The following is a 24,494-nucleotide window of genomic DNA, read 5'->3' as shown; positions in this document are numbered from 1 at the left end:
TAAATTTCAATTTAAAATTTTATTTTATAAGATAAAACGATTTAGGTCTTCATTTAAAATCAGTTGATCTAAGTGTTTGCTAACATAATTAGAATCTATATTAATGACTTTTTCTTGCATTTCATCTGCAGAAAATGAAATATCTTCCATTAAACATTCTAAGATTGTATATAGTCGTCTTGCTCCAATATTTTCAATTTTTTCATTCATTTTCCAAGCAGATTCTGCAATTTTATATATCCCATTTTTTGTGAATTTTATTGAAATTCCTTCTGTTTTCATAAGTTCAACATATTGAGTAATAAGAGCTGCTTTTGGTTCAATAAGTATCTTTTCAAAATCGTTTATGTTTAATGCATGTAATTCTACTCGAATTGGTAATCTTCCCTGTAATTCTGGTATTAAATCTGATGGTTCTGATACCTGAAATGCTCCGGATGTGATAAATAAAATATGATCTGTTTTAATAAATCCATATTTTGTTGATATAGAACAACCTTCAATTAATGGTAGTAAATCTCTTTGTACTCCTTCTCTGGAAACATCTAATCCTGATGTTCCTCTTTTTTTACATATTTTATCTAATTCATCGATAAATACAATTCCATTTTGTTCTACTGCTTGAATAGCTTCTTTTTTTATATCCTCAAGATTTAATAATTTAATAGATTCTTCTTCGCATAATATTTTCATTGCATCTTTTATTTTCAATTTTTTCTTAGTTTTTTTGTTTTGATTTAAATTTTGGAATAATAGTTGTACTTGATTAGTGAGTTCTTCCATTCCTGGTGGTGCCATAATTTCTATTCCCATAGGTTGATTTTTTAAATCAATTTCAATTTCTTTTTCATTTAGTTCTCCATTTTTTAATTTTTCATGAAATGCTTGTAAAGTTTTTGTAGGTTTTTTGATTGTATTATTTTCTTCTTTAATTGTTGGAATTAAAATATTTAATATTCTTTTTTCTGCTATTTCTTTTGCTTTGAATTTGTTTTGTTTAATTTTTTTTTTTTTTATAGTTTTGATAGCAATATCAATTAAATCACGAATAATAGAATCTACTTCTTTTCCTACATAACCAACTTCAGTAAATTTTGTTGCTTCAACTTTGATAAATGGTGATTGTGCTAGTTTTGCTAGTCTTCGTGCAATTTCTGTTTTTCCTACTCCTGTTGGACCAATCATAAGTATATTTTTTGGTGTAATTTCTTTTTGTAAATGTTTTGGTAATTGCATTCTTCTCCAGCGATTTCTTAATGCTACTGCTACTGCTCGTTTTGCTTTTTCTTGTCCAACGATAAATTTATCAAGTTCTTTCACTATTTCTTGAGGAGACATAGTTGGCATAAAAAATAATCCTTTTATTTTTCCGAATGTAGTTCTTTGATGACAAAATTATGGTTAGTATATATGCATATATTAGCTGCAATATTTAGTGCATTTTTAACAATGTTTCGTGCTTCTAGTGTGGAATGTTTTAATAATGCGTAAGCAGCAGCTTGCGCATATGATCCGCCTGATCCAATTGCGATAATATCATTTTCTGGTTCTATAACATCACCATTTCCTGTAATTATTAAAGAAATGTTTTTATCTACTACTCCTATAATTGCCTCTAACTTTCTTAGTATTTTATCACTACGCCAATCTTTTGCTAGTGCTATTGCAGATTTTTTTAATTGTCCTTGATACGTATCAAGTTTTTTTTCAAATAGTTCAAATAATGTGAAAGCATCTGCTGTGCTTCCTGCAAATCCTGAAATTATTTTGTTATTATATAGAGACCGTATTTTATTAACGTTTTTTTTCATAATTGTATTACCTAAAGTTGCTTGTCCGTCACCACCCATTACAACTTTATTTTTTAACCTAATGCTTAATATTGTTGTCATAAATCAGTCTCTTTTGTATAATATGATAATTTAATATATTTATTTTATTAAATTTTACATATAATTTTTTATATGTTAGATAATTGTATATTGTTTATTTATAAAAGTTCAAGTTATTTTATAATTTAATTATTTATTTAAAATTTTACTATAAAGGATTTTCACATGAAAAAAGAAATTCACCCAAAATATAAAAAAATGATAATAAACTGCGCATGTGGAAATATAATAAATATATTTTCTACATTAAATAAAAAAAATTTAAATGTTGATGTATGTTTTAAATGCCATCCTTTCTATACTGGGAAACAAAGGGTCATAAGTCAAGGAGGACGTATTGAACAATTCAATAAAAAGTTTTCTATAGTGTAGTATATTTTTAATGATCAATTTTGTTATTGTTTTACATGATTTTAAGCGGGAAACGGGGTTCGAACCCGTGACCTCAACCTTGGCAAGGTTGCGCTCTACCAACTGAGCTATTCCCGCAATTTGTAATCATATTAATATAATATATCACAATTTCAATAAACTGCAATATATAAATCAATCAATTTAATGAATTATTTTTTTTTTTATTTTTTTATAAATTTTTTTTTGTAAAATTTAAGTTCATTAATAGAATCATAAATATCAAATAATGCTGTATGTTTATTATTTTTTTTAAGTAGTTTTAATATTTTTGGATTCCATCGTTTGGCTAATTCTGATAGAGTACTGACATCGATATGTCGATAATGAAAATAAGATGCAAGTCTTGGCATATATTTTACTAAAAATCTTCTGTCTTGACTAATTGTATTTCCACACATTGGAGAGCATTGATATGGTACCCATTGTTTAATAAAATTTAAAGTTTCGTTTTCAGCATCTATTTCTTGGTATTGGCTATTTTTTATTTTGTTTAATAAATTGTTTTTTTTGTGTATTGTTTTATTCCAGTTGTTCATTAGTCCAATGATTTTTTTATTTTGATATATAGGGATTGATGGACCAACGGATAGTATATTTAATTGTTGAGTGGTAATAACTGTAGCAATTTCAATTATTTTATGAATATTTGGATTTAATCCAGTCATTTCTAGATCTATCCATATTAAATTATTTTTATTGATCATTGTTATTATATTTTTTTTATAATTGTATAATAACAATGATATTAAAGTTTTTATATTTTTATTGTAAATTTATTTTGTTTGAATATGAATTTTTTTTATTTTTTTTGATTCTGGATGTTCATATTCAAAATTTATTTTTAATAATCCATTCTTGAGTTTTGCTTGATGAATTTTAATTGGTTGATTTATATTAAAGGTGATGGAGAAATCTCTCTTTTGAATTCCTTGGTGGATATATTTTATTTTTTTTATTTTTTGATTTTCATAATTACATTTACCGGAGATAATTAATTGGTTTTTTGTAATAGAAATATCTAGTTCATTTTCTTTATACCCTGGTACAGTAAGTGTTAATTGATACGTTTGTTCATTAATCTTTATTAAATTGTAGTCAGGTAATTCAGATAATGGTTTTTCTCCTGTCAAAGTACTAAATATTTTATCGATTTGATTAAATCGATTAGAAAATAAACTATTAGTTAGTGTTGGATGAAATGATATTGAATGATATGGCATATTAAATTCCTTTTTTAATTTTAAAATTTAATAGGTAATCATATTTTTTATTTTAATTTTTTATTAAATATAAGGATTTTATATTTTTTTTCAAGTTGATATATTTATTTCAATAAAAAAATTATTTAATTAATTTATAAAGGTGATGATTTATGAAGAACGTGATTCCAATTCATACCAATTCATGGAAAAAATTAACCATTCATTTTGAAAAAATAAAAGATATACATTTAATTGATTTTTTTAAAAATGATAACAAACGATATCAACGACATTCTTTTTTATTTCAAAATAAGATCTTAATCGATATGTCAAAGAATAGAATTGATTCAGAAACTATATCATTATTATTAGAATTAGCAGAAGAAATGAATTTGTCTAATCAAATATCTTCGATGTTTACTGGGGAAAAAATTAATTTTACTGAAAACCGATCAGTATTACATACTGCGTTAAGAAATTTAGGGGAAAGTTCTATTTTTGTTGATGGTGTAGATGTTATGCCAAAAATATCATTTGTTTTAAATAAAATGAAAACATTTTCAGAAAAAATTATTCATGGAAAATGGAAAGGTTATTCTGGAAAAAAAATTAGGAATATAGTAAATATAGGTATTGGAGGATCTGATTTAGGTCCGAAAATGGTGACTATGGCTTTAAATCCATATAGAAATCATTTAAATGTATTTTTTTTGTCAAATATTGATAGTACAGAATTATTTAATTTTTTAAAAGTGAATGATTTTGAGACTACAATATTTTTAATATCTTCTAAAACTTTTACTACAAAAGAAACTATTACGAATGCTACAATTATTAAAGATTGTTTTTTAAAAAGAAATAATTGTATAAAAAGTATGGAAAAACATTTTTTTGCTATTACTGCTAATATTACAGCTGCTTTAGATTTTGGTATTGTGAAAAATAATATTTTTCAGTTATGGGATTGGGTTGGTGGAAGATATTCCTTATGGTCATCGATGGGATTATCTATTGTTTTATCTATAGGTTTTGATAATTTTATTAAATTATTACGCGGTGCATATGATATGGATATGCATTTTCAATATGAAAAATTGTCTAATAATATTCCTGTTTTATTAGGATTAATAGGTATTTGGTATAATAATTTTTTTCATTCTGAAACAGAACTGATTGTTCCCTATGATCAGTATTTGTCTGAATTTCCCTCTTATATTCAACAAAGTTCTATGGAATCAAATGGAAAAAATATTGATAAAAACGGAAATCATGTTTTGTGGAATACTAGTCCAGTTATTTGGGGTTCTGTTGGTATTAATGGGCAACATTCTTTTTATCAGCTATTACATCAAGGAACAAGATTAATTCCTTGTGATTTTATTGCCTCTATTTTTTCTCATCATCCTATTCAGAATAATCAAGAAATATTATTATCAAATTTTTTTGCTCAAACCCATGCTTTAGCTTTTGGAAATTTTTTTCAAAAAAATATGAATTATAAGAATAACTGTATAGAAAATGAAATATATGTTGAAAAATTTAAATATTTTGAAGGAAATCGTCCAAGTAATTCATTTTTATTAAAAAAATTAGATCCATATTCTTTAGGTGCATTAATTGCATTATATGAACATAAGATATTTACTCAAGGTATTATTTTGAATATTTGTAGTTTTGATCAATGGGGAGTGGAGCTTGGTAAAAAAATTTCTGATGATATTTTTAATAGTTTATTATATCGCACAAGAAGTGTAAATTATGATTCTTCTACTAATAGTTTAATAAAATTTTATCATGATTATAAAGTTCATAAATAATGTATATTAAAAATCATTGTTATCATATTAAGAATAAAAATTTTTTAATTTTTTTAATGGGTCCAACAGCTTCTGGAAAATCAAAAATAGCTATGATATTAAGAAACTTTTTGCCAGTAGAATTAATTAGTGTAGATTCTGCATTAATTTATAAAGATATGGATATTGGAACATCAAAACCCAGCCAGTTTGAATTATATCATCATCCTCATCGATTAATTAATCTATTAGACCCTAAAAATTTTTATTCTGCTTTTGATTTTAGAAAAGATGCTTTAAATGAAATTCAAAAAATATTAAGAAATAATAAAATTCCTTTATTGGTCGGAGGAACAATGTTATATTTTCATTTTTTATTATATGGTTCAGACCAATTACCGAAATCAAATATAGTACTGCGGAAAAAGTTGTTGTACGAAGTACATGATAAAAATAGTGATTTTTTATACCAATATTTGTTACATATCGATTTTGATTCTGCAAAAGATATTCATCCTCATGATATTCAAAGAATTATACGTGCTATAGAAATATATTTATTAACAGGAAAAAAAATGAGTTTTTTAATCAAAGAAATGACGACTGCTATTCCTTATGATATTATACAGTTTGGTATTTTTCCACAAAAAGATATACTTCATAAAAATATTAAAAATCGTTTTTATCATATGTTACATCAAGGATTTGAAAGAGAAGTTTGGAAATTATTTAATAGAAATGATTTAAGTTTTTTTTCTCCTGGAATGAGATGTATTGGATATCGTGAAATGTGGATGTATTTTTTAAAAATGATTAGTTATAATGAAATGATTAAAAAATCTATTATTTCTACATTTCATTTAGCAAAGAAACAAATTACATGGTTAAAGAAATGGAAAAATATTATTTTTATTCATGATAGTGATATAAAAAAAATCATCTCTTTAGTTTTAAAGAAAATTTATGAAAAATATTGTTTTTAATTTTTTTAACTTGTATATTATGGTTCTGTTATATAGTATGAGATAAAAATTTAGTTTTTATTAATATAATTTTATATATTTATATATATAACGTTTTTACTTTAACATATGAAGATGATATGAATCAATTAAATGAAAGTAGCGTCGTGGAAATCATACAGATAAATACAATATATAGAGTAAATCCAGCTGCAGTATTTCACAAAATTTGCGGTGATAAAAAATTGAGTTTACTATTAGAATCTGCAGAAATAAATAAAAAAAATCAATTGAAGAGTATGATGATTATTGATACTGCAATACGTATTACGGCATATAATCGCAAAGTAGTATTACAATCTTTTTCAAAAAATGGACAAAATATATTAGAAAAAATGAGTTCTGTTATACCAAAAACAGTGTTGGTACATTATCATTCTGAATCTTTGACATTAATTTTTCCAACATCTGTTAGTACATTAGATGAAGATGTTAAATTACGAGAACTATCTATTTTTGATTGTTTTAGATTTATTTTAAAATTATTAAAACCTAATATGTTATATGAAAATGCAATTTTTTTTGGAGGATTATTTTCATATGATTTAGTTAGTACATTCGAGCCTTTGCCGATTATTCCAAGTATACATCAATGTCCAGATTTTTGTTTTTATTTATCAGAAGTTTTATTGATTATGGATCATTTAAATCAAACAAGTGTTTTACAGGGAAGTGTTTTTTTTCAGGATAAACATGAAAAATTACGAATTACTCAAAGAATGTTAAATATTAAAAATGAATTAAAAAATAAACCAAAAAGTATTACTAATTTCAAAATTCCATATTCTGCAGTGAAAATGAATTTTAGTGATGAAGAATATAAAAAAATTGTAAGAGATATGCAATTGTATATTCAATCAGGTGAAATATTTCAGGTTGTACCATCAAGGAAATTCTTTTTACCATGTCCATATCCTTTATCTGCATATTATACTTTAAAATTAAATAATCCTAGTCCGTATATGTTTTTTATGCAGGATATAGATTTTACAATTTTTGGTGCATCTCCAGAGAGTGCATTGAAATATAATCCTGAAAATAGAAAGATTGAAATTTATCCTATAGCAGGAACTCGTCCTCGTGGATTTGATCAAGATGGACAATTAGATTTAGATCTTGATAGCAGAATTGAATTGGAAATGCGAACAAATCAGAAAGAATTATCTGAACATATTATGTTGGTAGATTTAGCTAGAAATGATTTAGCTAAAATTTGTATTCCTGGAACTAGATTTGTTTCACAATTAACTAAAGTAGATCGTTATTCTCATGTTATGCATTTAGTTTCCAAAGTTGTTGGAAAGTTACAGTACGATTTAGATGCATTGCATGCTTATTCTGCTTGTATGAACATGGGAACATTAACTGGTGCTCCAAAAATTAGAGCTATGCAAATTATTTCAGAAGTGGAAAAAGTTAAACGAGGAAGTTATGGAGGAGCTATTGGTTATTTTACAGGATTTGGCACATTAGATACCTGTATTATTATTCGTTCAGCATATGTTGAAAATCAAATTGCTGTAATTCAGGCAGGAGCTGGAATTGTTTTGGATTCTATTCCTAACGAAGAATCTATAGAAAGTAAAAATAAAGCGCAAGTAGTTTTAAACTCTATTATTCAATCTAATTATAAAAAGGATATTTTGTGAATTGTAAACAGGATATTTTATTATTGGATAATTTTGATTCTTTTACATATAATATTGTAGAACAATTGCGATGTAAAAAGAATCATGTGGTAATTTATCGCAATACAGTTCCATTAAAAGTAATTTTATTATCATTATCGCGATTAAAAAATCCAATTATTGTATTGTCTCCTGGTCCTGGAGAACCAAAATATGCTGGCTGTATGTTAGAATTATTATCTTATGTTATTGGGAAAATACCAGTAATAGGAATTTGTCTAGGTCATCAAGCAATAGTAGAGTTTTACGGCGGTGTTTTAGAACGTGCTGGAAAAATTTTGCATGGAAAGTCATCTTTAATGTACCATGATCAACGATACATGTTTAAAAGTCTTCCAAATCCATTATTAGTTTCGAGATATCATTCTTTAATTTGTACAAACATTCCCCCTGGTTTGAGAATTAACGCTTTTTTAAATAATACGGTCATGGGAGTATTAAATAATACTCAAAAGGTATGCGGTTTTCAATTTCATCCAGAATCTATTTTAACTACATATGGAGCGAAGTTATTAGAAAATACTATTTTTTGGGCAAGGATGTAATATTTTAATAAAATTTTTTAGAATATAATTTTTATATAATATATTATTTTGGTTTTAAGGAATAACATGAGGAAAAATATTGTTGTTTTAGGATTGCAATGGGGTGATGAAGGTAAAGGGAAGATAGTGGATTTTATTACCCAGACTGCTCATTACGTTGTTCGTTATCAGGGTGGGCACAATGCTGGTCATACAATAGTGGTAGAAAACAAAAAAATTATTTTACACTTAATTCCATCGGGTATTTTGAATGATCATGTAACTTGTATTTTAGGTAATGGAGTTGTTATTTCGATACAAGATTTAATTAATGAAATTAACATGTTATCTCAATTAGGTATTTCGATTAAAAATCGATTAATGATATCACAGAACTGTTCTTTAGTTTTACCCTATCATGTCAATATGGATATTTTTCGAGAACATGTTTTAGGAGTAGATTGTATTGGAACAACAAAAAAAGGAATTGGTCCAGCATATGAGGATAAAATAGCCCGTTGTAGTATTAAAATGTATGATTTGTATGATACAACTATACTATTAAAAAAATTGAAATTTATGATTAATGATTATAATAAAAAATTAATAAATAATAATACATGTGATCAAATTAATCATCAGATTATTTTTAATAGTTTAATAAAATATCAAGATTATTTTAAAGATATGATAGTAGATGTTCCTTCTATATTGGAATCTGCTTATCAAAATAAAAAAAATATTGTTTTTGAGGGAGCACAAGGTGCATTATTAGACATTGATCATGGAACATATCCATATGTTACTTCTTCGAATACAACAATTGGAGGTGTTTTTACGGGTTCTGGAGCGAATTTGAAATACATAAATAAAATTATTGGTGTTACAAAAGCATATTGTACTCGTGTTGGATCTGGTCCATTTTTAACAGAATTAAAAGATGATATTGGTATATATTTATGTCATAAAGGTAAAGAATTTGGTTCCACTACTGGTAGAAAAAGAAGGACTGGATGGTTAGATTTAGTGTTATTATCAAGAATGATTATGATAAATTCTGTAACTTCAATTTGTTTGACTAAATTAGATGTATTGGATGATTTATTAGAAATTAAATTATGTATTTCGTATCAAGATAGCTATACGTTACGTAAAATTAAAAATCCATTTTCTTTATTTAACTTGAAAAATATTTTACCAGTGTATAAATCATTCCCAGGATGGAGAAAAAATACAGTTGGAGTAAATAAATTTGATAATTTACCAAATGAAGCACAAGATTATGTTTGTTATATTAATCAATATTTAAAGATGTTCGGTGCTTCTATAGATGTTATTTCTACTGGACCAGGACGTTTTGATACAATTATTATACATCCACTTATGTAATGATATTATAGATATTTTATATAACTTATCATCATAATGAAATTTATTGTGATATAATTATCAATTGTATTTAATATTTGATATACAACAGTATTACTATATTTTTTTTGAAAATTATTTATATAATTTTCATTATATATATTTTGTATTAATATAAATTCATTTTTTATTTTTGTATGTTTAATACCTGATACATTAATTATTAAAATTGTAAAAAAAAGGATTATTATTGTAATGCGTCATTATGAAATTATACTTATGATACATCCTGATCAGACTATAGATCAGGTAATAAATATTATTAATGAATATAAAAAATTCGTTAAAAAACATTCTGGAATTATACATCGCTTAGAAGATTGGGGTAGACGGCAACTATCTTATGCAATTAAAAAACTGCATAAAGCACATTATGTATTATTAAATATTGAGTTAAATACAGATTCTATGGTGCAATTAAAAGAGAAATTATATTTTGATAGTGTCATTATTCGTAATTTAATTATACATATGAAAAATTCAATAAAAACTGTTTCTCCCATGTTAAAACTAAAAGATGAAAAAAAAAGATATTAATTTTTTAAATATTATATTAATTTTTTATTTAATATTTTTATGAGGAAAATATGGCACGTTATTTTAGAAGACGGAAATTTTGTCGTTTTACAGTCGAAAAAATTCCATATGTTGATTACAAAGATATTACTATGTTAAAAAATTATATTACAGAAAATGGGAAAATTGTACCAAGTCGTATTACAGGAACATCTGCTAAATATCAAAAGCAACTATCTAAAGCAATAAAATGTGCTCGATATCTTTCTTTGTTACCGTATACAGATCAACATCGTTAATATAATAATTTTATTTAAAAAAAAAGATAGGATACAATGAAAATTATTTTGTTAAAAGATATACATGGAATAGGTAGGTTTGGTGATATTGCTTATGTTGCAGCCGGATATGCTAGGAATTATTTAATTCCTTATGGTAAAGCATTATTAGCAAGCCAAAAAAATATGGAAAAGTTTGAGATTCAAAAAAAAGATTTTTTACTGAAAGAACAAATTAAAATTCAAAATTCATACAAAAGAATAAAAGAAATTAAGAGTTTTAGTCCAATTAAAATACATGCTAAATCTAGCGAAACGGGAAAATTGTTTGGTTCAATTAGTTTAAAAGATATTTTAAGTGTAATATTATCTTTAGGTATTAAAGTTAATAAGAATGAAATTATTATGCAAGATAGTGTTATTCGTTATATTGGAAAATATAATATTATTTTTCAACCACATAAAGAAGTTTCATGTTACATTACGATTTATGTTATTTCAGAAAAGTCATGAATATTGATTTTATTTTTTTTTAAATATTTATTTTTTTTACGTTTTAAAGAAAATAATATTAATATTTTTTATAATAAAGATGTATTTTTTTGCAATATACATCTTTATTTATTATATATATATCAGAAGGTAATTGCAGCATTTAATATATAATAAAATATATGAATACAATACAATTGAAAGTTTTAGATCCCAGAATAGGAAAAGATTTTTCATTTATTAAATATCAAACTGCAGGATCTTCTGCAATAGATTTATATGCTATGGTTGAAAAAAAAACAGATATTTATCCTAAAGAAGTAGTTCTATTAAAGACAGGTATTGCAATTTTTATTCAAAACCCTTTTATTACTGCTATTATTTTACCCCGTTCAGGATTAGGTCATTATCATGGAATTATATTAGGTAATAGCATTGGTTTAATTGACTCAGATTATCAAGGTGAATTAATGGTTTCAATTTGGAATAGACACTCAAAGAAATTTTCGATTTTTCCAGGAGATCGAATTGCACAATTGTTATTTGTTCCAATTATTAAACCGAAATTTCAGATAGTTAATAATTTTCGAAAGACGGAAAGAAATACAAAGGGGTTTGGACATACTGGTATTTAAAAGAATATATTTTTTATATTTTTTAAAATTTTATTATTAATTTTGGCCCTTGCTGGATTTGAACCAGCGACCAAGCGATTATGAGTCGCGTGCTCTACCACTGAGCTAAAGGGCCTATTAAAATATCTATGCAATAGGAATTTTTTTTACATGATTAAATATATTATATTTAGTAGTAAAAAACATTCCTTATATTATAATATAAATATTTTTTTTTGACAAAATTATTTTTAACTGATATGATGTATTTATAAAGATCCTCTGTAGTTCAGTTGGTAGAACGACGGACTGTTAATCCGTATGTCACTGGTTCGAGTCCAGTCGGAGGAGAGAATTTATTAATTTTTTATTTTTAATTATTTTCTCAAATATTAAAAAAANGATTTTAAAATTTTATTTATCTATTATAGTATGTTTAACTTTTTATTTTATGATTATGAGTCATTTGGTATTCATCCTGCATTAGACAAACCTGCACAATTTGCTTGTGTTAGAACAGATATAGATTTTAATATTGTAGAAAAAAGCAGGTATTTTTTTTGTTATCCTCCAAATGACTATTTACCTGAACCAGATTCTATATTAATTACAGGTATTACTCCACAATATACTAGAAAACATGGTATTAATGAATTTTTTTTTTCAAGAAAAATTTTTAGTATTTTGAATAAAAAAAATACATGCATTCTTGGTTATAATAATTTAAATTTTGATGATGAGATTACTAGAAATATTTTTTATCGTAATTTTTTAGATCCTTATTCATGGTCATGGAAGAATAATAATTCTCGATGGGATGTTTTATCCCTAGTTCGTGCTTGTTTTGTTTTATCTCCTAGAAATATCTCTTGGCCAAAAAATAAATATGGAGGTATAAGTTTTAAATTACAAGATTTAACAAAAGTGAATAATATTTCTCATAAAGCACATGATGCATTATCTGATGTATATGCAACAATTGATTTAATTAAATTAATTAAAATAAAAAAAATAGAGTTATTTAATTTTTTTTTTAAATATCGTTTAAAAAAAAATATTATAAAATTAATTACAAGTCAATATGGAACTCCTTTAATATATATATCTAATATTTTTGGGATATCAAGGAATTACTTTACTTGTATTACTCCTATTTTTTGGAGTGATTTAAATTCTAATATGTTAATATTTTTTGATTTATATATGGATTATCAGCGTTTATTAGATTTTTTAAAAAAAAAGCATGTACAAGATATTCAAGTTAGTCATTTATTTAAGTTAGGTGTTAATTTTTTATATGTGAATAAATGTCCTATACTTGTTCCTTATGATTATTTTAGTACTTTGAAATTTTTGAAATGTGGAATTGATATAAATGTATATCTAAAACAATCAAGAAAAATTCATTTAAACAATAAAATTGTTTCTAAAATAAAAATGATTTTTAGTAATTATATTTATCAATATCAGAAAGATAATGTTGATTTAAAAATATATGATAATTTTTTTTCTACTCATGATAAAAATCAAATGAAAAAAATTCATTTTATGGATGTAAAAGATACAAAAAATATTAAATTCACTTTCAAAGATAAAAAATTAAATGAAATGTTACTGAGAATATATGCAAGAAATTTTTCTTATTTATTAAATAACGATGAATTTAACTATTGGATGCAGTATAGGTGTAGAATATTTAATAAAAAATGTTTATTAGAATATTTTAAAAAAATTGATCAATTAATTTTATTACATTATGATAATTTTAAATACTTAAAATTATTAATTTTATTAAAAAGATACGTTTTTTCTTTGTTAATATAAAATATAATTTTCTATTTTTTGAACAGAAATTCTTTCATATAATTTTCAATCATTTTATAATGCTTCTCGTTTGTCATATCTAAATTATTTTCATTAATTATCTTTGTTTGCTTAGAAATCCAAATTTTCCATGCTTTTTGGGATATGTTTTTATATATTTTTTCTCCTATTTCCCCCGGATATAGTTGATGTTCCATGCCTTGAAGTTTTTTTTTAAAATATTTGCAAAATATTAATTTCATTTATTTATTTCCTATGGAAAAATTTTTGATATCATTTTTTTAATCGGCTGAGGAATACCGATATATATTTTTTTATTTTTACTATACCAAATATTCCTTTTATTTTTTATTTCTATATATTTTTTTTTTATTTTTTTATGAAGAAAGATCATGTTATAAGTAGAATTACTTAAATTTTTAGTTAAAGTATAATTTTTTATGTTAATAATATTAAATATTTTTTTTTTTTTTTATCCATTCATCTATTTTTTTTTGGGAGAGAAATTCTGGGAAGCAAAATAAATTTTTCCATATGCTATTTTTTTTTCTTTTTACTAACAAAATGTATTCTTTATATTGTAGAATCAAAAAGAAAATTTTTTTATTTATTTTTTTTAATTTAATTACTTGTCGATGAAATTGATTATTTTTTTGATATTTACAATTTTTTTTTATTGGACATAAATTACATATTGGATTTTTATATCGACATATTAATGCTCCTAAATCCATCATTCCTTGGTTAAATGTTCTAGTGTTATGTACTGGAGTAAGTTGATCAATTTTTTTCCATAATATTTTTGTTAATATACTCTTTTTTTCTTTTGGATCAATATTATAAAATCTTACTAAAACACGTTTAACATTTCCATCTAATATGGAAAAATAAAAATTTTGTGATAATGATAAAATTGCTCCTGCAGTTGTTTTTCCGATTCCTGGAAGTTTTATAAGATGGTGAAAATTATTTGGTAAACAAGATCGATAATTTTTCGTTGCAATTTGAGCAGTTTTGTATATATTATATGCTCTTTTATAATATCCTAGACCGCTCCATAAATATAATATTGTATCTAAATTAGATCGTGTAAGTGTTTTAATATTTTTAAATTTCTGAATAAATTTATTGAAATATGGTATTACGGTTTCTGTTTTTGTTTGTTGTAACATGATTTCTGAAATCCATATTATATATGGATCATTAGTATTTTGCCATGGCAGATTTTTTCTTCCATTTTGATGCTGCCAATTAATAATATGTTGTGCAAATTGCCAAGATTTCATAATTTTGATATAAAAATCATTGATATTTAATATATTAGTTTATGTTATAATATATTTTATTTAATAAAAATTTATAAAAAATTTATAATTATTTTTTTTAATTACAAATTTGAAAATTAATATGCGGAAAATTTATAGTTTTAAACGTCGATATAGAAGTTTAAAAAATAATTCAATTATTTTAATGAAAAAATTTTTTCCATTGTATGGAGTATATTTTAAGCATAAGGGAGAATTATTAAATAATTTTTTTTTGAAAAAAAAATTACCACTAATTATAGAAATTGGATTCGGGGATGGAGAAAATATTCTTTATTCTGCGATAAAAAATAAAAATTATAATTTTTTTGGAATTGAGGTATATCTTCCAGGGGTAAAAAATTTTATTAAACATACATGTTTATTAAATAATTATTTAAGTAATATTAAAATTATTGTACATGATGCAGTGGAAGTATTTCAATATATGTTATTTAATAAGACAGTTAGTGTAGTACAATTATTTTTTCCTGATCCATGGCCAAAAAATAAACATAAAAAAAGAAGGATTATACAACCATCGTTTATTAATTTATTATCTAATAAATTAATATATAATGGTATTTTTCATATTAAAACAGATTGTGTAGAATATTATAATTATATTATGAAAACAATGAAAAAAATAGACTGTTTTGTTAATATATCTCATTATTATAATTTTGAATTAATAATGAATAAAAATTTAATAACAAAATTTGAGAAAAAAGCATATGATAATAAAAAAAAAATTTTTAATATAATTTTTCAATGTATTATATAAGAATAATATATTTTTGAATTTATATAAACAATAATATTAGATCATTTAAAAAATTTTTACCTTTTTCTGATATAATCCAGCAATTATTTTTTTCCAATATATAATTTTCTAAAATAGCTTTTTTTATATATTTTTTAATTTCTTTAATATCTATTTGAGTATGTTTATAAAAATTTTTTTTTTTAATTGGTTGAGATAATCTAGCAGTATTCATGAAGTATTCTATGAATTTATCTTTTTTAGAAAGATGATATATTTTGTCAATATATAATTGTTGTTTATTACAATAATCATATATTCTTTTTTTTTTTATAAATCTGATAACATCTCCATTTTTTTTAGTAATTTTGCTATGTGCTCCACAACCAATACCAAGGTAATCTCCAAAATTCCAATAATTTAAATTATGATAACATAAATGTTTTTTTTTTGCATATGAAGAAATTTCGTATTTTATATATTTATTTTTTTTTAAAACATTTTTCCCTAAATTGTACATTGTAGAAATTATTTTTTCATTTGGAATTTTTGGTTTTTGATAATAAAATATAGTATTTTTTTCTATACTCATCTGATACCAAGAAATATGATCAGGTTGAATTGATATTGCTTTATATAAATCATCTAAACAGTCTTGTATATTTTGATCTGGTAGACCATACATTAAATCTATATTTGTATTTATATTAGTATACTTTTTGATTTGATACAAAATTTTTGTTATATTTTGAATAGAATATTTTCTACCTATTTTTTTTAAATATTTAGGATTAAAACTTTGTAGTCCTATTGATATTCTATTAATTCCTATTTTTTGATATTGTATAATTTGTTCGAATGTAGTGTATTGAGGATGTATTTCTATTGAAATTTCTATTTTTTTTTCTATTTTCGTTATTTTTTTTATTTTTGTAATTAAAAAATTTATTAGTTTAACATTTAATAAATTGGGAGTACCTCCTCCTATAAATATAGTTTTTATTATTCTATTTTTAAAAAAAATTTTATCATTTGTTAAATCTTGAATTAACATTTCAACATATTTTTTTTTTGATATTTCATTTTCTATTTTACATGTATTTAAGTCACAGAACGGGCATTTTTTTACACACCATGGTATATGAACATATAAACTTAAAGGAAAAATAAATTTCATGGTTGTTCCGATATTTTTTAATTTGAGTGGTTTTGTTGCATCCAACTTTCTAAAATTAATGCGGCTGAAAGAGAATCTATGTATTTTTTTTTTAATTTTTTATATCCACCAGAATTATATAAAATAGATTTTGATTCCGTTGTAGTTAATCTTTCATCATGTAATATGACTGGCATTAAATATCTTTGATGTAATTCTTTAGAAAAAATTATTGTTTTTTTTGTGATATTTTGTCTTGTTCCGTCCATATTTAATGGATATCCAACAATAATCGCCTGTGGTAACCATAATTTAATGATATAAGATATTTTTTTCCAATCTGGTATTCCATTTTTTACCTTAATATTGTTTAACATATTTGCTGTATATGTGATGTTTTGTCCAATTGCTACACCAATATTTTTTGTTCCAAAATCAAATGATAGAACTATCATATTATGTATGACCAAAATTACTAGATAATTGGTAAAGATTAATACCAATATTTTTTACTGCTTGCATCCATTTTTTAGCAGTTGGTATTTTAAATAAAATATCATCATTGACTGAAGATGTTAACCAAAAATTTTTTAGTATTTCAGTTTCTAATTGGTTTTTATCCCATGTACAATATCCTAATGCAACTAGTATTTTATTTGGATCTTCAAGAATTCCAATTGATTCTAAAATGTCTTTTGAAGTAGTAATTACTGTATCTTCAGAAATTCTGATACTTGAGTAAAATTGTTTATTGGATGTATGTAAAATAAATCCTCTGTCTTGTGATTGAGGACCGCCCATCATGACAGAATCAAAAATTTTTGGACCAAATAAACAAGAAGATGTGATGATATTAAGTTTTTTTAAAATATTTTTAATTTTTAAGTTTTTTAATGGTTTATTAATAATAATTCCCATCGCTCCTTCCTGATTATGTTCGCAAATATATATAACTGTTTTTTGGAACATTGGATTTTTAATTCCAGGCATAGCAATTAAAATATTATTTTGTAAATTTATTTCCACTTTATCAGCTCAAATGATTAAATTGATAATATATTTTATTTTATATGAATGTAGATATTTATTATATTAAAATTTTATTTTTATATTTAATTTTGATAATAATTATCAAATCGGCATAAATTTCCATTAAATATTAATTTTATTGTTCCATTTGGACCATTTCTTTGTTTCCCGATAATTATTTCTGCTATTCCTTTTAATTCACTATTCTCGTTATATAATTCATCTCGATAAATAAATAGTATTAGATCAGCATCTTGCTCTAATGATCCAGATTCACGTAAATCGGAATTAATTGGTCTTTTATCAATTCTTTGTTCTAAAATACGATTAAGTTGTGAAATTGCAATAATAGGTATTTTTAGTTCTTTAGCTAATGATTTTAAAGATCGTGAAATTTCTGCAATTTCAAGATTTCGTTGTGTTGATAAATGCGGTACACTAATCAGTTGTAAATAATCAATCATGATTAAACTCAATCCTTTTGTATTATGTAATTTTTTAGACTTTGATTTAATTTCATTTAACGTTAACTGTGCAGAATCATCAATGTATATATTATTTTTTTTAATTAATATATTTATTGTTCCAGAAATTTGAGACCAATCATCATCTTGAAGTTGCCCAGTCCGAATATTTTTTTGATAAACTCGTGATAATGATGATAACATTCGTAACATAATTTGTTCTCCTGGCATCTCTAGGCTAAAAATTAAAATTGATTTATTGGATGTCATAGCAATATTTTCGCAGATATTCATCGCCAGAGTAGTTTTACCCATTGATGGTCTTGCGGCGATAATAATTAAATCAGAGTTTTGTAAACCTAGTGTTTTTTTATTCAAATCGCTATAACCTGTATCTAATCCTGTAATATTATGATTTGGAGATTTAATAAGATTTTCAATAACAGTAATTGTTTTTTCAAGTACATATTTAATATTTTTAGGATGATTTTTTTTTGACCTTTTTTGAATAAGATTTAATAAATTATACTCTGCAATGTTTAAAATTTCTTCACTTGTTTTCCCATTTGGATAATACCCAAGTTTTTTTATTTTATTTCCAATGGAAATAATGTGACGTAATATTGAATGTTCTTTTACAATTTTAGCATATGCTGTAATATTTGCAGTGCTAGGAGTATTTTTAATTATTTCTGATAAATAAGAAAATTTTCCTATGTTGTTTAATTTATTTTTTTTTTCTAGTGATTCAGATACGGTAATTAAATCAATTGGAAAGTTATTTTCGATGAGGAGTTGCATTTCTTGAAAGATTAATTGATGTGATTGATTAAAAAAATCTTTTATAGTAATTTTGTTTGATATAATATCCCATTGAGAATTATCTAGCATTAATCCTCCTAATATTGATTGTTCTGCTTCTAGAGAATAAGGGATATGTTTTGATATAATATTATTTAGTTCAGATTTTTTTTTTGTCATTTTTTTTTTTTAGTAAAATATTCAATTTGAATTAATTAAAATGGTAATGTTTTTAAAATATAATAGTAAATTATATATATATATATATATATTGAAAATAACAATTTATTTTTTTTATTTTTGAATAATGGGATAAAATATGGCGAGTAGAGGAGTAAATAAAGTAATTTTGATTGGTCATTTAGGAAAAAAACCAGAAATAAGATATATGTCTAATGGTAATGCTGTAACTAATTTAAGTTTAGCTACTTCGGATTATTGGAAAGATAAACAAACTAATGAAATGAAGGAGAAAACTGAATGGCATCGAGTTGTTTTATTTGGTAAATTAGCTGAAATTGCGAATGAGTATTTAAATAAAGGTTCTCAAGTATATATTGAAGGTTCATTACAAACAAGGAAATGGAGAGATCAAAATGGAATGGATCGTTACACTACAGAAATTATTGTTAATATGAATGGTAAAATGTATATGTTAAGTCAACGTAATACAACTGTTAATCAAAAAAAAGAAGATATACATAATAAAGATACAACTGTACATGCTGTTTCGAAAAAAGAAAATCTCGATAGTCAGTTAAAAAGTAAATTATTAGATGAAGATATATCGCATGTAAATTTCGATGAAGAATTACCATTTTAATTATGTAGTATCTCAATTGTAATTGATAATATTGATTTTTATAAATTTTGAAGAGTACTGATAAATTTTTTAATGATTGTGCAAAAATTTTTTGATTGTGAGATAAACGGTAAATGTGCTGTATGATTTATAATTTTTGATTTTGTATTTTTTCTTTCAAGATAATATATTATTTCTATTGGTACTATTTTATCTAAAACTCCATATATATTCAATTTTGGACATTTAATTTTTTTAATTTTATTTCTTAGGTCAGACTGTTTAATTATTTTCAAATTTTTTTTTAATATAAATGGTTTAGGATATGGTTTTTTTAATAAAGTATTATGAATATAATTATAATTATTTATATCTTTCATAATGTTTGGAACATTATATTGCAAAAAATTAATGATAGTTTTTCGATAATTTTTTTTCAATTCGTTTAACATATTTTTTAAAAAATTTATTTCTATACCGGGCCAATTATTTTTTTTTATAAAATAAGGAGATGAACAAATATTGATTATTGCCATTATTTTTTTTGGATACTGTAATGCTAAATGATTTGTGATTATTCCCCCCATGGACCATCCTATTAAAATACATTTTTGTGGTATATATTGATTGATCATATATATCAGATCTTGAATTTTATGTACATACAGATTGCAATTATCTCCGTATCCAGGCATATCAAATAAATGTAATGTAAAATATTTTGATAATTCTAACTTAATCCAATGCCATATTTTTTTTCCAATTCCCCATCCGTGAAATAAAATTAGATGAATTTTTTTATTACCAATGATTTCAATTTTCATATTTTAAAATAAAATACATAATTTTAGTTTTTAATAATATAATAATGAATATTATATAATGTTGTTATGTTTATTTAAATTTTATATCATTTTATGATTAATATTTCTCATGAAGCACAAATATATATTAAAAAATTAATTTTAAAAAAGAAAAAATCTAATATTTTAAGAATGTCAATTAGTTTTCCAGGAACAAAATATGCTGAATGTAAAATTTCTTATGACATTAAAGAAAATTTAACAACAGAAGATACTGTAATGAAATATGATGGTTTTAATATTTATGTGAAAACCATGATTTTACCCTATTTTAAAGATGCTAAGATTGAAATATTACATGATAATTTAGATCAACAATTAATGTTAATGGCTCCATATGCACAATCTCAATTATCTGGAATTCATAAAAATGAAGATATATTTTTAAAAAAAAATGATTTATTATATCGAGTACAAGATTTCATTGATTTTCATGTTAATCCTATGTTGAATATGCATGGAGGAAAAATTATTTTATTGGATATTAAAGAAGGTTATATTATGATTGAGTTTTTAGGAGGATGTAATGGTTGTACGATGTCTAAAGATACTTTAAAAAATGGTATTGAAAAAAGAATTCTATCAGAATTCCCAAGTATTAAAGGAGTAAAAGATCTTACTAAGCATGCACGTGGAATACATTCTTTTATATAACAAAAATATTTCGTAGTATATTTATTTATTATGATTATAATGTAAATTTTATAGTCAACTATTATTTTTTTTTTTTGTTAAAGTAATTTTGGTATTTAAATATGAAAAGAGTATTTATTTTAGTTTTAGATTCTTTTGGAATAGGTTATAGTCAAGATGCAATGAAATTTAATGATGTAGGATCGAATACATTTGGACATATTGCTGAATTTTGTTATTTATCTAAAGCTAATAAAAATCGTTCAGGAGTATTAAAAATTCCTAATTTGCTTTCTTTAGGATTAGGAAATTTATATTATAAAATACATAATATTATGCCTGATGGTATGAATTATATTCATTATGTTATTAGTAGTTATGCATTTGCGAGTGAAATATCTACTGCTAAAGATACTTCTTCAGGACATTGGGAAATTGCTGGAGTTCCTGTATTATTTCAATGGGATTATTTTAAAAAAAAATGTAATAGTTTCCCTGATAAATTATTAAAAATAATTATGAAAGAATTAAAATTATCAGGTTATTTAGGTAATTGTCATGCTTCTGGTACTGACATTTTAGATAATTTTGGAGAGATGCATATTCGTACGAATAATCCAATTTTTTATACATCTTCTGATTCTGTTTTTCAAGTTGCATGTCATGAAAAATTTTTTGGTTTAAATGAATTATATAAATTGTGTCTTGGTATTAGAAAAATTCTTGATGATTTAAATTTTAATATTACAAGAGTTATTGCTAGACCTTTTATTGGAGAAAAAAAATTTAGTTTTATTCGAACGGGTCATCGAAAAGATTTTTCAAAACCTCCGCATGAAAAAACTGTTTTGCAGAAATTAATTGATGAAAAAAATGGAAAGGTAATTGCATTAGGTAAAATTTCGGATATATTTGCGAATGTAGGAATTACGAAAAACATACACTCTGTTGGATTAAGGAATTTAATTAATGATACAGTAATTCAAATTAAACAAGCAGTTGATAATACAATTGTTTTTGTAAATTTTGTTGATTTTGATTCTATATGGGGTCATAGAAGAGATGTTGCTGGATACGCAAAAGGTTTAGAGTTTTTTGATAAAAAACTACCTAATATTTTACATGCATTAAATGAAAATGATATTTTGATTATTACTGCAGATCATGGATGTGATCCTACCTGGAGTGGAACAGATCATACTCGTGAGTATACTCCTATTTTGCTATATCATCAACATACAAAAAATGTTTTTTTAGGTCATCGTAAAACTTTTTCTGATATTGCGCAAACAATTGCGAATTATTTTGATTTATCTTCTATGTCTTATGGAGTATCTATGTTATAGATGTTTTAAAAATATTAATTTATTGAAAATATTATAGGAATAATATATAAATTATGAATACACCTCATATCAATGCAAAAAAAAATGATTTTTCTGAACTAGTTATTATGTCTGGAGACCCTAATCGAGTAACTTATATTGCGGAAAATTTTTTAAAAAATTCTATACAAATTACAAATGTTCGTTCTATGTTAGGTTTTACTGGGTATTATCAAGACGTTTTGGTATCTGTTATGTGTCATGGAATGGGTATACCTTCTGCTGCTATTTATGTTGAAGAATTAATAAACTTTTATAATGTAAAAAAAATTGTTCGAGTGGGGACATGCGGAGCGGTAAGAAAAGATATTTTTTTAAAAGATATTGTTGTTGCTATGGGGGCATGTACTGATTCCAGTTTTAATCGTGTACGATTTAATCAATATGATTTTTCTGCAATAGCAAATTTCGATATGTTAATGAAAACAATGCATTATGCAAAAAAAATGAATATTTGTATACATGTTGGTAATTTTTTTACATCAGATACATTTTATGTAAAAGATAAAATTTTATTTGATTTGTTAAAAAAATATAATATTTTAGGAATAGATATGGAAACAGCTGGAATTTATAGTTTATCCGCTGAGTATAATATACAATCCGTTGCAATTTGTTGCGTTTCTGATCATTTAACTTTAAATCAGAAGATTTCTGTTAAAGATCGATCATATGCATTTGATAATATTATTAAAATTGCTTTATTAACTTTAATAAGTTAAATTATATAGTTTGATAAAAATATTTTATAATTTTTTTTATTTTTTTTTTTTTTTTTTTGGTGAGAAAGGGATTCGAACCCTTGATACGCAACAAAGCATATACACACTTTCCAGGCGTGCTCCTTAAGCCACTCGGACATCTCACCATGATAGTATATTATGGTATAAAATATAAATATAATCAATATTTTATTTATTGATTTTAAAAAAAAAAAAAGAATTTTATTTTATTATTTTAAAGTTTTATAGTAATATAAAACTATATAAGCAGTATTTTTAAAATATATTAATAAATCATCAATTATTGTAATTTTATTACATAACTAAAATACTAAAATATGATAGAAAAAAGAAATATTTTTTTAATAGGACCCATGGGTGCCGGAAAAAGCACAATTGGTCGACAATTATCTAAAGAATTAGGGATGGAATTTTACGATTCAGACCAAGAAATTGAAAAAAGAACAGGAGCGGATATTAGTTGGGTATTTGATATAGAAGGAGAAGATGGTTTTAGAGTCAGAGAAGAAAAAATTATTGATGAGTTGACTAAAATGAATAAAATTGTATTAGCTACTGGAGGGGGATCAATTATTTCAAAAAAAATTAGAAATAACTTATCTTCTCGTGGTATTGTGATATATTTACAAGTTGCAATTGAAAAACAGTTAGATCGCACTAAACGAGATAAACATAGACCATTGTTAAATAGTTCAGAATCTATTCAAACGGTTTTACAAAATTTGTCTATTAAAAGAACACCGTTATATGAGGAAATATCTGATTTTACTATTAATACTGATAATAAAAACGCAAAATCTATTGTTTTTAATATTATTAAAATGTTAAAAAAAATATAAATTTACTGGAATTTTATATGAG

Annotated in this window: 27 protein-coding genes, 4 tRNA genes and 1 pseudogene; 18 read left to right on the top strand and 14 right to left on the bottom strand. The window is 23.7% G+C overall.

The window, feature by feature from the left end; all coding sequences use genetic code 11:
- Positions 1 to 24: 24 nt before the first annotated feature.
- Together hslU and hslV are read right to left on the bottom strand one after the other, a co-directional pair.
- Positions 25 to 1,347, bottom strand: a complete 1,323-nt coding sequence (gene hslU / locus RJT40_RS02025) for an ATP-dependent protease ATPase subunit HslU (RefSeq protein ID WP_343182518.1) — start codon at positions 1,345 to 1,347, stop codon at positions 25 to 27.
- A 14-nt stretch (positions 1,348 to 1,361) separates the two neighbouring features.
- Positions 1,362 to 1,892, bottom strand: a complete 531-nt coding sequence (hslV, locus tag RJT40_RS02020; RefSeq protein WP_343182517.1) for an ATP-dependent protease subunit HslV — start codon at positions 1,890 to 1,892, stop codon at positions 1,362 to 1,364.
- A gap of 165 nt (positions 1,893 to 2,057) precedes the next feature.
- Here hslV and rpmE point away from each other — a divergent pair, with 165 nt between their 5' ends.
- Positions 2,058 to 2,264 (top strand): 50S ribosomal protein L31, encoded by a 207-nt coding sequence (rpmE, locus tag RJT40_RS02015; protein ID WP_343182516.1) that lies wholly within the window; start codon positions 2,058 to 2,060, stop codon positions 2,262 to 2,264.
- Positions 2,265 to 2,308: 44 nt separating this feature from the next.
- On the opposite strand, the gene RJT40_RS02010 is transcribed toward rpmE, so the two are convergent.
- From RJT40_RS02010 to RJT40_RS02000, 3 genes are all read right to left on the bottom strand, one after another.
- A tRNA-Gly gene (locus RJT40_RS02010) sits at positions 2,309 to 2,381 on the bottom strand.
- An 86-nt stretch (positions 2,382 to 2,467) separates the two neighbouring features.
- Positions 2,468 to 3,010, bottom strand: a complete 543-nt coding sequence (gene orn, locus RJT40_RS02005) for an oligoribonuclease (protein ID WP_343182515.1) — start codon at positions 3,008 to 3,010, stop codon at positions 2,468 to 2,470.
- Between the two features lie 69 nt (positions 3,011 to 3,079).
- A complete protein-coding gene (locus RJT40_RS02000) occupies positions 3,080 to 3,526 on the bottom strand; it encodes an Hsp20 family protein (protein WP_343182514.1) in 447 nt (148 codons plus the stop codon).
- 152 nt (positions 3,527 to 3,678) lie between these two features.
- Between RJT40_RS02000 and pgi the strand changes: the two genes are divergently transcribed.
- The 9 genes and pseudogenes from pgi to dut all read left to right on the top strand — a co-directional run bounded on the left by pgi (position 3,679) and on the right by dut (position 11,887).
- Entirely contained in the window at positions 3,679 to 5,325 is a 1,647-nt protein-coding gene (gene pgi / locus RJT40_RS01995; protein ID WP_343182513.1) for a glucose-6-phosphate isomerase, read from the top strand.
- The gene (gene miaA / locus RJT40_RS01990) at positions 5,325 to 6,287 is read left to right on the top strand and encodes a tRNA (adenosine(37)-N6)-dimethylallyltransferase MiaA (RefSeq protein ID WP_343182512.1); all 963 of its coding nucleotides are present in this window, start codon (positions 5,325 to 5,327) and stop codon (positions 6,285 to 6,287) included. Before pgi ends, miaA begins: the two co-directional genes overlap by 1 nt.
- A gap of 119 nt (positions 6,288 to 6,406) precedes the next feature.
- Positions 6,407 to 7,975 (top strand): anthranilate synthase component 1, encoded by a 1,569-nt coding sequence (locus RJT40_RS01985; protein ID WP_343182511.1) that lies wholly within the window; start codon positions 6,407 to 6,409, stop codon positions 7,973 to 7,975.
- A pseudogene (locus RJT40_RS01980) lies at positions 7,972 to 8,553 on the top strand (aminodeoxychorismate/anthranilate synthase component II); the annotation flags it as partial. The gene RJT40_RS01985 and the pseudogene RJT40_RS01980, both read left to right, overlap by 4 nt.
- Positions 8,554 to 8,625: 72 nt before the next feature.
- Positions 8,626 to 9,927, top strand: a complete 1,302-nt coding sequence (locus RJT40_RS01975) for an adenylosuccinate synthase (protein WP_343182510.1) — start codon at positions 8,626 to 8,628, stop codon at positions 9,925 to 9,927.
- 234 nt (positions 9,928 to 10,161) lie between these two features.
- Positions 10,162 to 10,503, top strand: a complete 342-nt coding sequence (rpsF, locus tag RJT40_RS01970) for a 30S ribosomal protein S6 (RefSeq protein WP_343182509.1) — start codon at positions 10,162 to 10,164, stop codon at positions 10,501 to 10,503.
- A gap of 50 nt (positions 10,504 to 10,553) precedes the next feature.
- A complete protein-coding gene (rpsR, locus tag RJT40_RS01965; protein ID WP_343182508.1) occupies positions 10,554 to 10,781 on the top strand; it encodes a 30S ribosomal protein S18 in 228 nt (75 codons plus the stop codon).
- Positions 10,782 to 10,817: 36 nt separating this feature from the next.
- Positions 10,818 to 11,273, top strand: coding sequence for a 50S ribosomal protein L9 (rplI, locus tag RJT40_RS01960; RefSeq protein ID WP_343182507.1), 456 nt, complete (start codon positions 10,818 to 10,820; stop codon positions 11,271 to 11,273).
- A 161-nt stretch (positions 11,274 to 11,434) separates the two neighbouring features.
- Positions 11,435 to 11,887 carry a dUTP diphosphatase gene (dut, locus tag RJT40_RS01955; RefSeq protein WP_343182506.1) on the top strand — a complete coding sequence of 151 codons (453 nt, stop codon included), beginning with the start codon at positions 11,435 to 11,437 and terminating at the stop codon, positions 11,885 to 11,887.
- 43 nt (positions 11,888 to 11,930) lie between these two features.
- Here dut and RJT40_RS01950 read toward each other — a convergent pair.
- A tRNA-Ile gene (locus RJT40_RS01950) sits at positions 11,931 to 12,002 on the bottom strand.
- Between the two features lie 142 nt (positions 12,003 to 12,144).
- On the opposite strand from RJT40_RS01950, the gene RJT40_RS01945 reads away from it, so the two are divergent.
- Positions 12,145 to 12,217, top strand: a tRNA-Asn gene (locus tag RJT40_RS01945).
- A gap of 81 nt (positions 12,218 to 12,298) precedes the next feature.
- Positions 12,299 to 13,690, top strand: coding sequence for an exodeoxyribonuclease I (gene sbcB, locus RJT40_RS01940; RefSeq protein ID WP_343182505.1), 1,392 nt, complete (start codon positions 12,299 to 12,301; stop codon positions 13,688 to 13,690).
- A gap of 11 nt (positions 13,691 to 13,701) precedes the next feature.
- Here sbcB and RJT40_RS01935 read toward each other — a convergent pair whose 3' ends face one another.
- Positions 13,702 to 13,932, bottom strand: a complete 231-nt coding sequence (locus RJT40_RS01935; protein WP_343182504.1) for an oxidative damage protection protein — start codon at positions 13,930 to 13,932, stop codon at positions 13,702 to 13,704.
- A gap of 210 nt (positions 13,933 to 14,142) precedes the next feature.
- Complete coding sequence (gene mutY, locus RJT40_RS01930; RefSeq protein ID WP_343182503.1) at positions 14,143 to 14,976, bottom strand: A/G-specific adenine glycosylase; 834 nt, start codon at positions 14,974 to 14,976, stop codon at positions 14,143 to 14,145.
- A 121-nt stretch (positions 14,977 to 15,097) separates the two neighbouring features.
- Here mutY and trmB point away from each other — a divergent pair, with 121 nt between their 5' ends.
- Entirely contained in the window at positions 15,098 to 15,778 is a 681-nt protein-coding gene (trmB, locus tag RJT40_RS01925; RefSeq protein WP_343182502.1) for a tRNA (guanosine(46)-N7)-methyltransferase TrmB, read from the top strand.
- A gap of 19 nt (positions 15,779 to 15,797) precedes the next feature.
- Here trmB and hemW read toward each other — a convergent pair whose 3' ends face one another.
- From hemW to dnaB, 4 genes are all read right to left on the bottom strand, one after another.
- Positions 15,798 to 16,934, bottom strand: coding sequence for a radical SAM family heme chaperone HemW (gene hemW, locus RJT40_RS01920; RefSeq protein WP_343182501.1), 1,137 nt, complete (start codon positions 16,932 to 16,934; stop codon positions 15,798 to 15,800).
- Positions 16,935 to 16,951: 17 nt separating this feature from the next.
- The gene (gene ruvX / locus RJT40_RS01915; protein WP_343182500.1) at positions 16,952 to 17,368 is read right to left on the bottom strand and encodes a Holliday junction resolvase RuvX; all 417 of its coding nucleotides are present in this window, start codon (positions 17,366 to 17,368) and stop codon (positions 16,952 to 16,954) included.
- A gap of 1 nt (position 17,369) precedes the next feature.
- Positions 17,370 to 17,933, bottom strand: coding sequence for a YqgE/AlgH family protein (locus tag RJT40_RS01910; protein ID WP_343182716.1), 564 nt, complete (start codon positions 17,931 to 17,933; stop codon positions 17,370 to 17,372).
- Between the two features lie 92 nt (positions 17,934 to 18,025).
- Positions 18,026 to 19,387 (bottom strand): replicative DNA helicase, encoded by a 1,362-nt coding sequence (dnaB, locus tag RJT40_RS01905; RefSeq protein WP_343182499.1) that lies wholly within the window; start codon positions 19,385 to 19,387, stop codon positions 18,026 to 18,028.
- Between the two features lie 139 nt (positions 19,388 to 19,526).
- Here dnaB and ssb point away from each other — a divergent pair, with 139 nt between their 5' ends.
- Positions 19,527 to 20,030 (top strand): single-stranded DNA-binding protein, encoded by a 504-nt coding sequence (gene ssb, locus RJT40_RS01900; RefSeq protein WP_343182498.1) that lies wholly within the window; start codon positions 19,527 to 19,529, stop codon positions 20,028 to 20,030.
- Between the two features lie 38 nt (positions 20,031 to 20,068).
- Here ssb and RJT40_RS01895 read toward each other — a convergent pair whose 3' ends face one another.
- Positions 20,069 to 20,833: an alpha/beta fold hydrolase gene (locus RJT40_RS01895; RefSeq protein ID WP_343182497.1), complete on the bottom strand. Its 765-nt coding sequence runs from the start codon at positions 20,831 to 20,833 to the stop codon at positions 20,069 to 20,071.
- Between the two features lie 93 nt (positions 20,834 to 20,926).
- Between RJT40_RS01895 and RJT40_RS01890 the strand changes: the two genes are divergently transcribed.
- The 3 genes from RJT40_RS01890 (at position 20,927) to deoD (ending at position 23,612) form a co-directional block, all read left to right on the top strand.
- Entirely contained in the window at positions 20,927 to 21,526 is a 600-nt protein-coding gene (locus tag RJT40_RS01890) for a NifU family protein (protein WP_343182496.1), read from the top strand.
- Between the two features lie 101 nt (positions 21,527 to 21,627).
- Positions 21,628 to 22,851 carry a phosphopentomutase gene (locus tag RJT40_RS01885; protein WP_343182495.1) on the top strand — a complete coding sequence of 408 codons (1,224 nt, stop codon included), beginning with the start codon at positions 21,628 to 21,630 and terminating at the stop codon, positions 22,849 to 22,851.
- 53 nt (positions 22,852 to 22,904) lie between these two features.
- Positions 22,905 to 23,612 (top strand): purine-nucleoside phosphorylase, encoded by a 708-nt coding sequence (gene deoD / locus RJT40_RS01880; RefSeq protein WP_343182494.1) that lies wholly within the window; start codon positions 22,905 to 22,907, stop codon positions 23,610 to 23,612.
- A 57-nt stretch (positions 23,613 to 23,669) separates the two neighbouring features.
- Here the strand turns inward: deoD and RJT40_RS01875 are convergent.
- Positions 23,670 to 23,758, bottom strand: a tRNA-Ser gene (locus RJT40_RS01875).
- 192 nt (positions 23,759 to 23,950) lie between these two features.
- On the opposite strand from RJT40_RS01875, the gene aroK reads away from it, so the two are divergent.
- Entirely contained in the window at positions 23,951 to 24,472 is a 522-nt protein-coding gene (gene aroK, locus RJT40_RS01870) for a shikimate kinase AroK (protein WP_343182493.1), read from the top strand.
- Positions 24,473 to 24,494: the final 22 nt, after the last annotated feature.

The sequence above is a fragment of the Buchnera aphidicola (Shivaphis celti) genome (assembly GCF_039349365.1).
Classification (GTDB): Bacteria; Pseudomonadota; Gammaproteobacteria; order Enterobacterales; family Enterobacteriaceae; genus Buchnera_L; species Buchnera_L aphidicola_AL.
The sequence above is the reverse complement of the archived record's forward strand: the minus strand, read 5'-3'. Positions and strand labels throughout refer to the sequence as shown.

Bases quoted from the DNA above. Each gene is read 5' to 3' on its own strand.
- miaA (WP_343182512.1), top strand. From the start codon at position 5,325: ATGTATATTAAAAATCATTGTTATCATATTAAGAATAAAAATTTTTTA.
- RJT40_RS01890 (WP_343182496.1), top strand. From the start codon at position 20,927: ATGATTAATATTTCTCATGAAGCACAAATATATATTAAAAAATTAATT.
- RJT40_RS01975 (WP_343182510.1), top strand. From the start codon at position 8,626: ATGAGGAAAAATATTGTTGTTTTAGGATTGCAATGGGGTGATGAAGGT.
- ruvX (WP_343182500.1), bottom strand. From the start codon at position 17,368: ATGATAGTTCTATCATTTGATTTTGGAACAAAAAATATTGGTGTAGCA.
- pgi (WP_343182513.1), top strand. From the start codon at position 3,679: ATGAAGAACGTGATTCCAATTCATACCAATTCATGGAAAAAATTAACC.
- sbcB (WP_343182505.1), top strand. From the start codon at position 12,299: ATGTTTAACTTTTTATTTTATGATTATGAGTCATTTGGTATTCATCCT.
- RJT40_RS01885 (WP_343182495.1), top strand. From the start codon at position 21,628: ATGAAAAGAGTATTTATTTTAGTTTTAGATTCTTTTGGAATAGGTTAT.
- aroK (WP_343182493.1), top strand. From the start codon at position 23,951: ATGATAGAAAAAAGAAATATTTTTTTAATAGGACCCATGGGTGCCGGA.
- rplI (WP_343182507.1), top strand. From the start codon at position 10,818: ATGAAAATTATTTTGTTAAAAGATATACATGGAATAGGTAGGTTTGGT.
- hslV (WP_343182517.1), bottom strand. From the start codon at position 1,892: ATGACAACAATATTAAGCATTAGGTTAAAAAATAAAGTTGTAATGGGT.
- ssb (WP_343182498.1), top strand. From the start codon at position 19,527: ATGGCGAGTAGAGGAGTAAATAAAGTAATTTTGATTGGTCATTTAGGA.
- hslU (WP_343182518.1), bottom strand. From the start codon at position 1,347: ATGCCAACTATGTCTCCTCAAGAAATAGTGAAAGAACTTGATAAATTT.
- orn (WP_343182515.1), bottom strand. From the start codon at position 3,010: ATGATCAATAAAAATAATTTAATATGGATAGATCTAGAAATGACTGGA.
- RJT40_RS01935 (WP_343182504.1), bottom strand. From the start codon at position 13,932: ATGAAATTAATATTTTGCAAATATTTTAAAAAAAAACTTCAAGGCATG.
- RJT40_RS01895 (WP_343182497.1), bottom strand. From the start codon at position 20,833: ATGAAAATTGAAATCATTGGTAATAAAAAAATTCATCTAATTTTATTT.
- rpmE (WP_343182516.1), top strand. From the start codon at position 2,058: ATGAAAAAAGAAATTCACCCAAAATATAAAAAAATGATAATAAACTGC.
- mutY (WP_343182503.1), bottom strand. From the start codon at position 14,976: ATGAAATCTTGGCAATTTGCACAACATATTATTAATTGGCAGCATCAA.
- dnaB (WP_343182499.1), bottom strand. From the start codon at position 19,387: ATGACAAAAAAAAAATCTGAACTAAATAATATTATATCAAAACATATC.
- hemW (WP_343182501.1), bottom strand. From the start codon at position 16,934: ATGAAATTTATTTTTCCTTTAAGTTTATATGTTCATATACCATGGTGT.
- trmB (WP_343182502.1), top strand. From the start codon at position 15,098: ATGCGGAAAATTTATAGTTTTAAACGTCGATATAGAAGTTTAAAAAAT.
- RJT40_RS02000 (WP_343182514.1), bottom strand. From the start codon at position 3,526: ATGCCATATCATTCAATATCATTTCATCCAACACTAACTAATAGTTTA.
- deoD (WP_343182494.1), top strand. From the start codon at position 22,905: ATGAATACACCTCATATCAATGCAAAAAAAAATGATTTTTCTGAACTA.
- rpsF (WP_343182509.1), top strand. From the start codon at position 10,162: ATGCGTCATTATGAAATTATACTTATGATACATCCTGATCAGACTATA.
- RJT40_RS01985 (WP_343182511.1), top strand. From the start codon at position 6,407: ATGAATCAATTAAATGAAAGTAGCGTCGTGGAAATCATACAGATAAAT.
- dut (WP_343182506.1), top strand. From the start codon at position 11,435: ATGAATACAATACAATTGAAAGTTTTAGATCCCAGAATAGGAAAAGAT.
- rpsR (WP_343182508.1), top strand. From the start codon at position 10,554: ATGGCACGTTATTTTAGAAGACGGAAATTTTGTCGTTTTACAGTCGAA.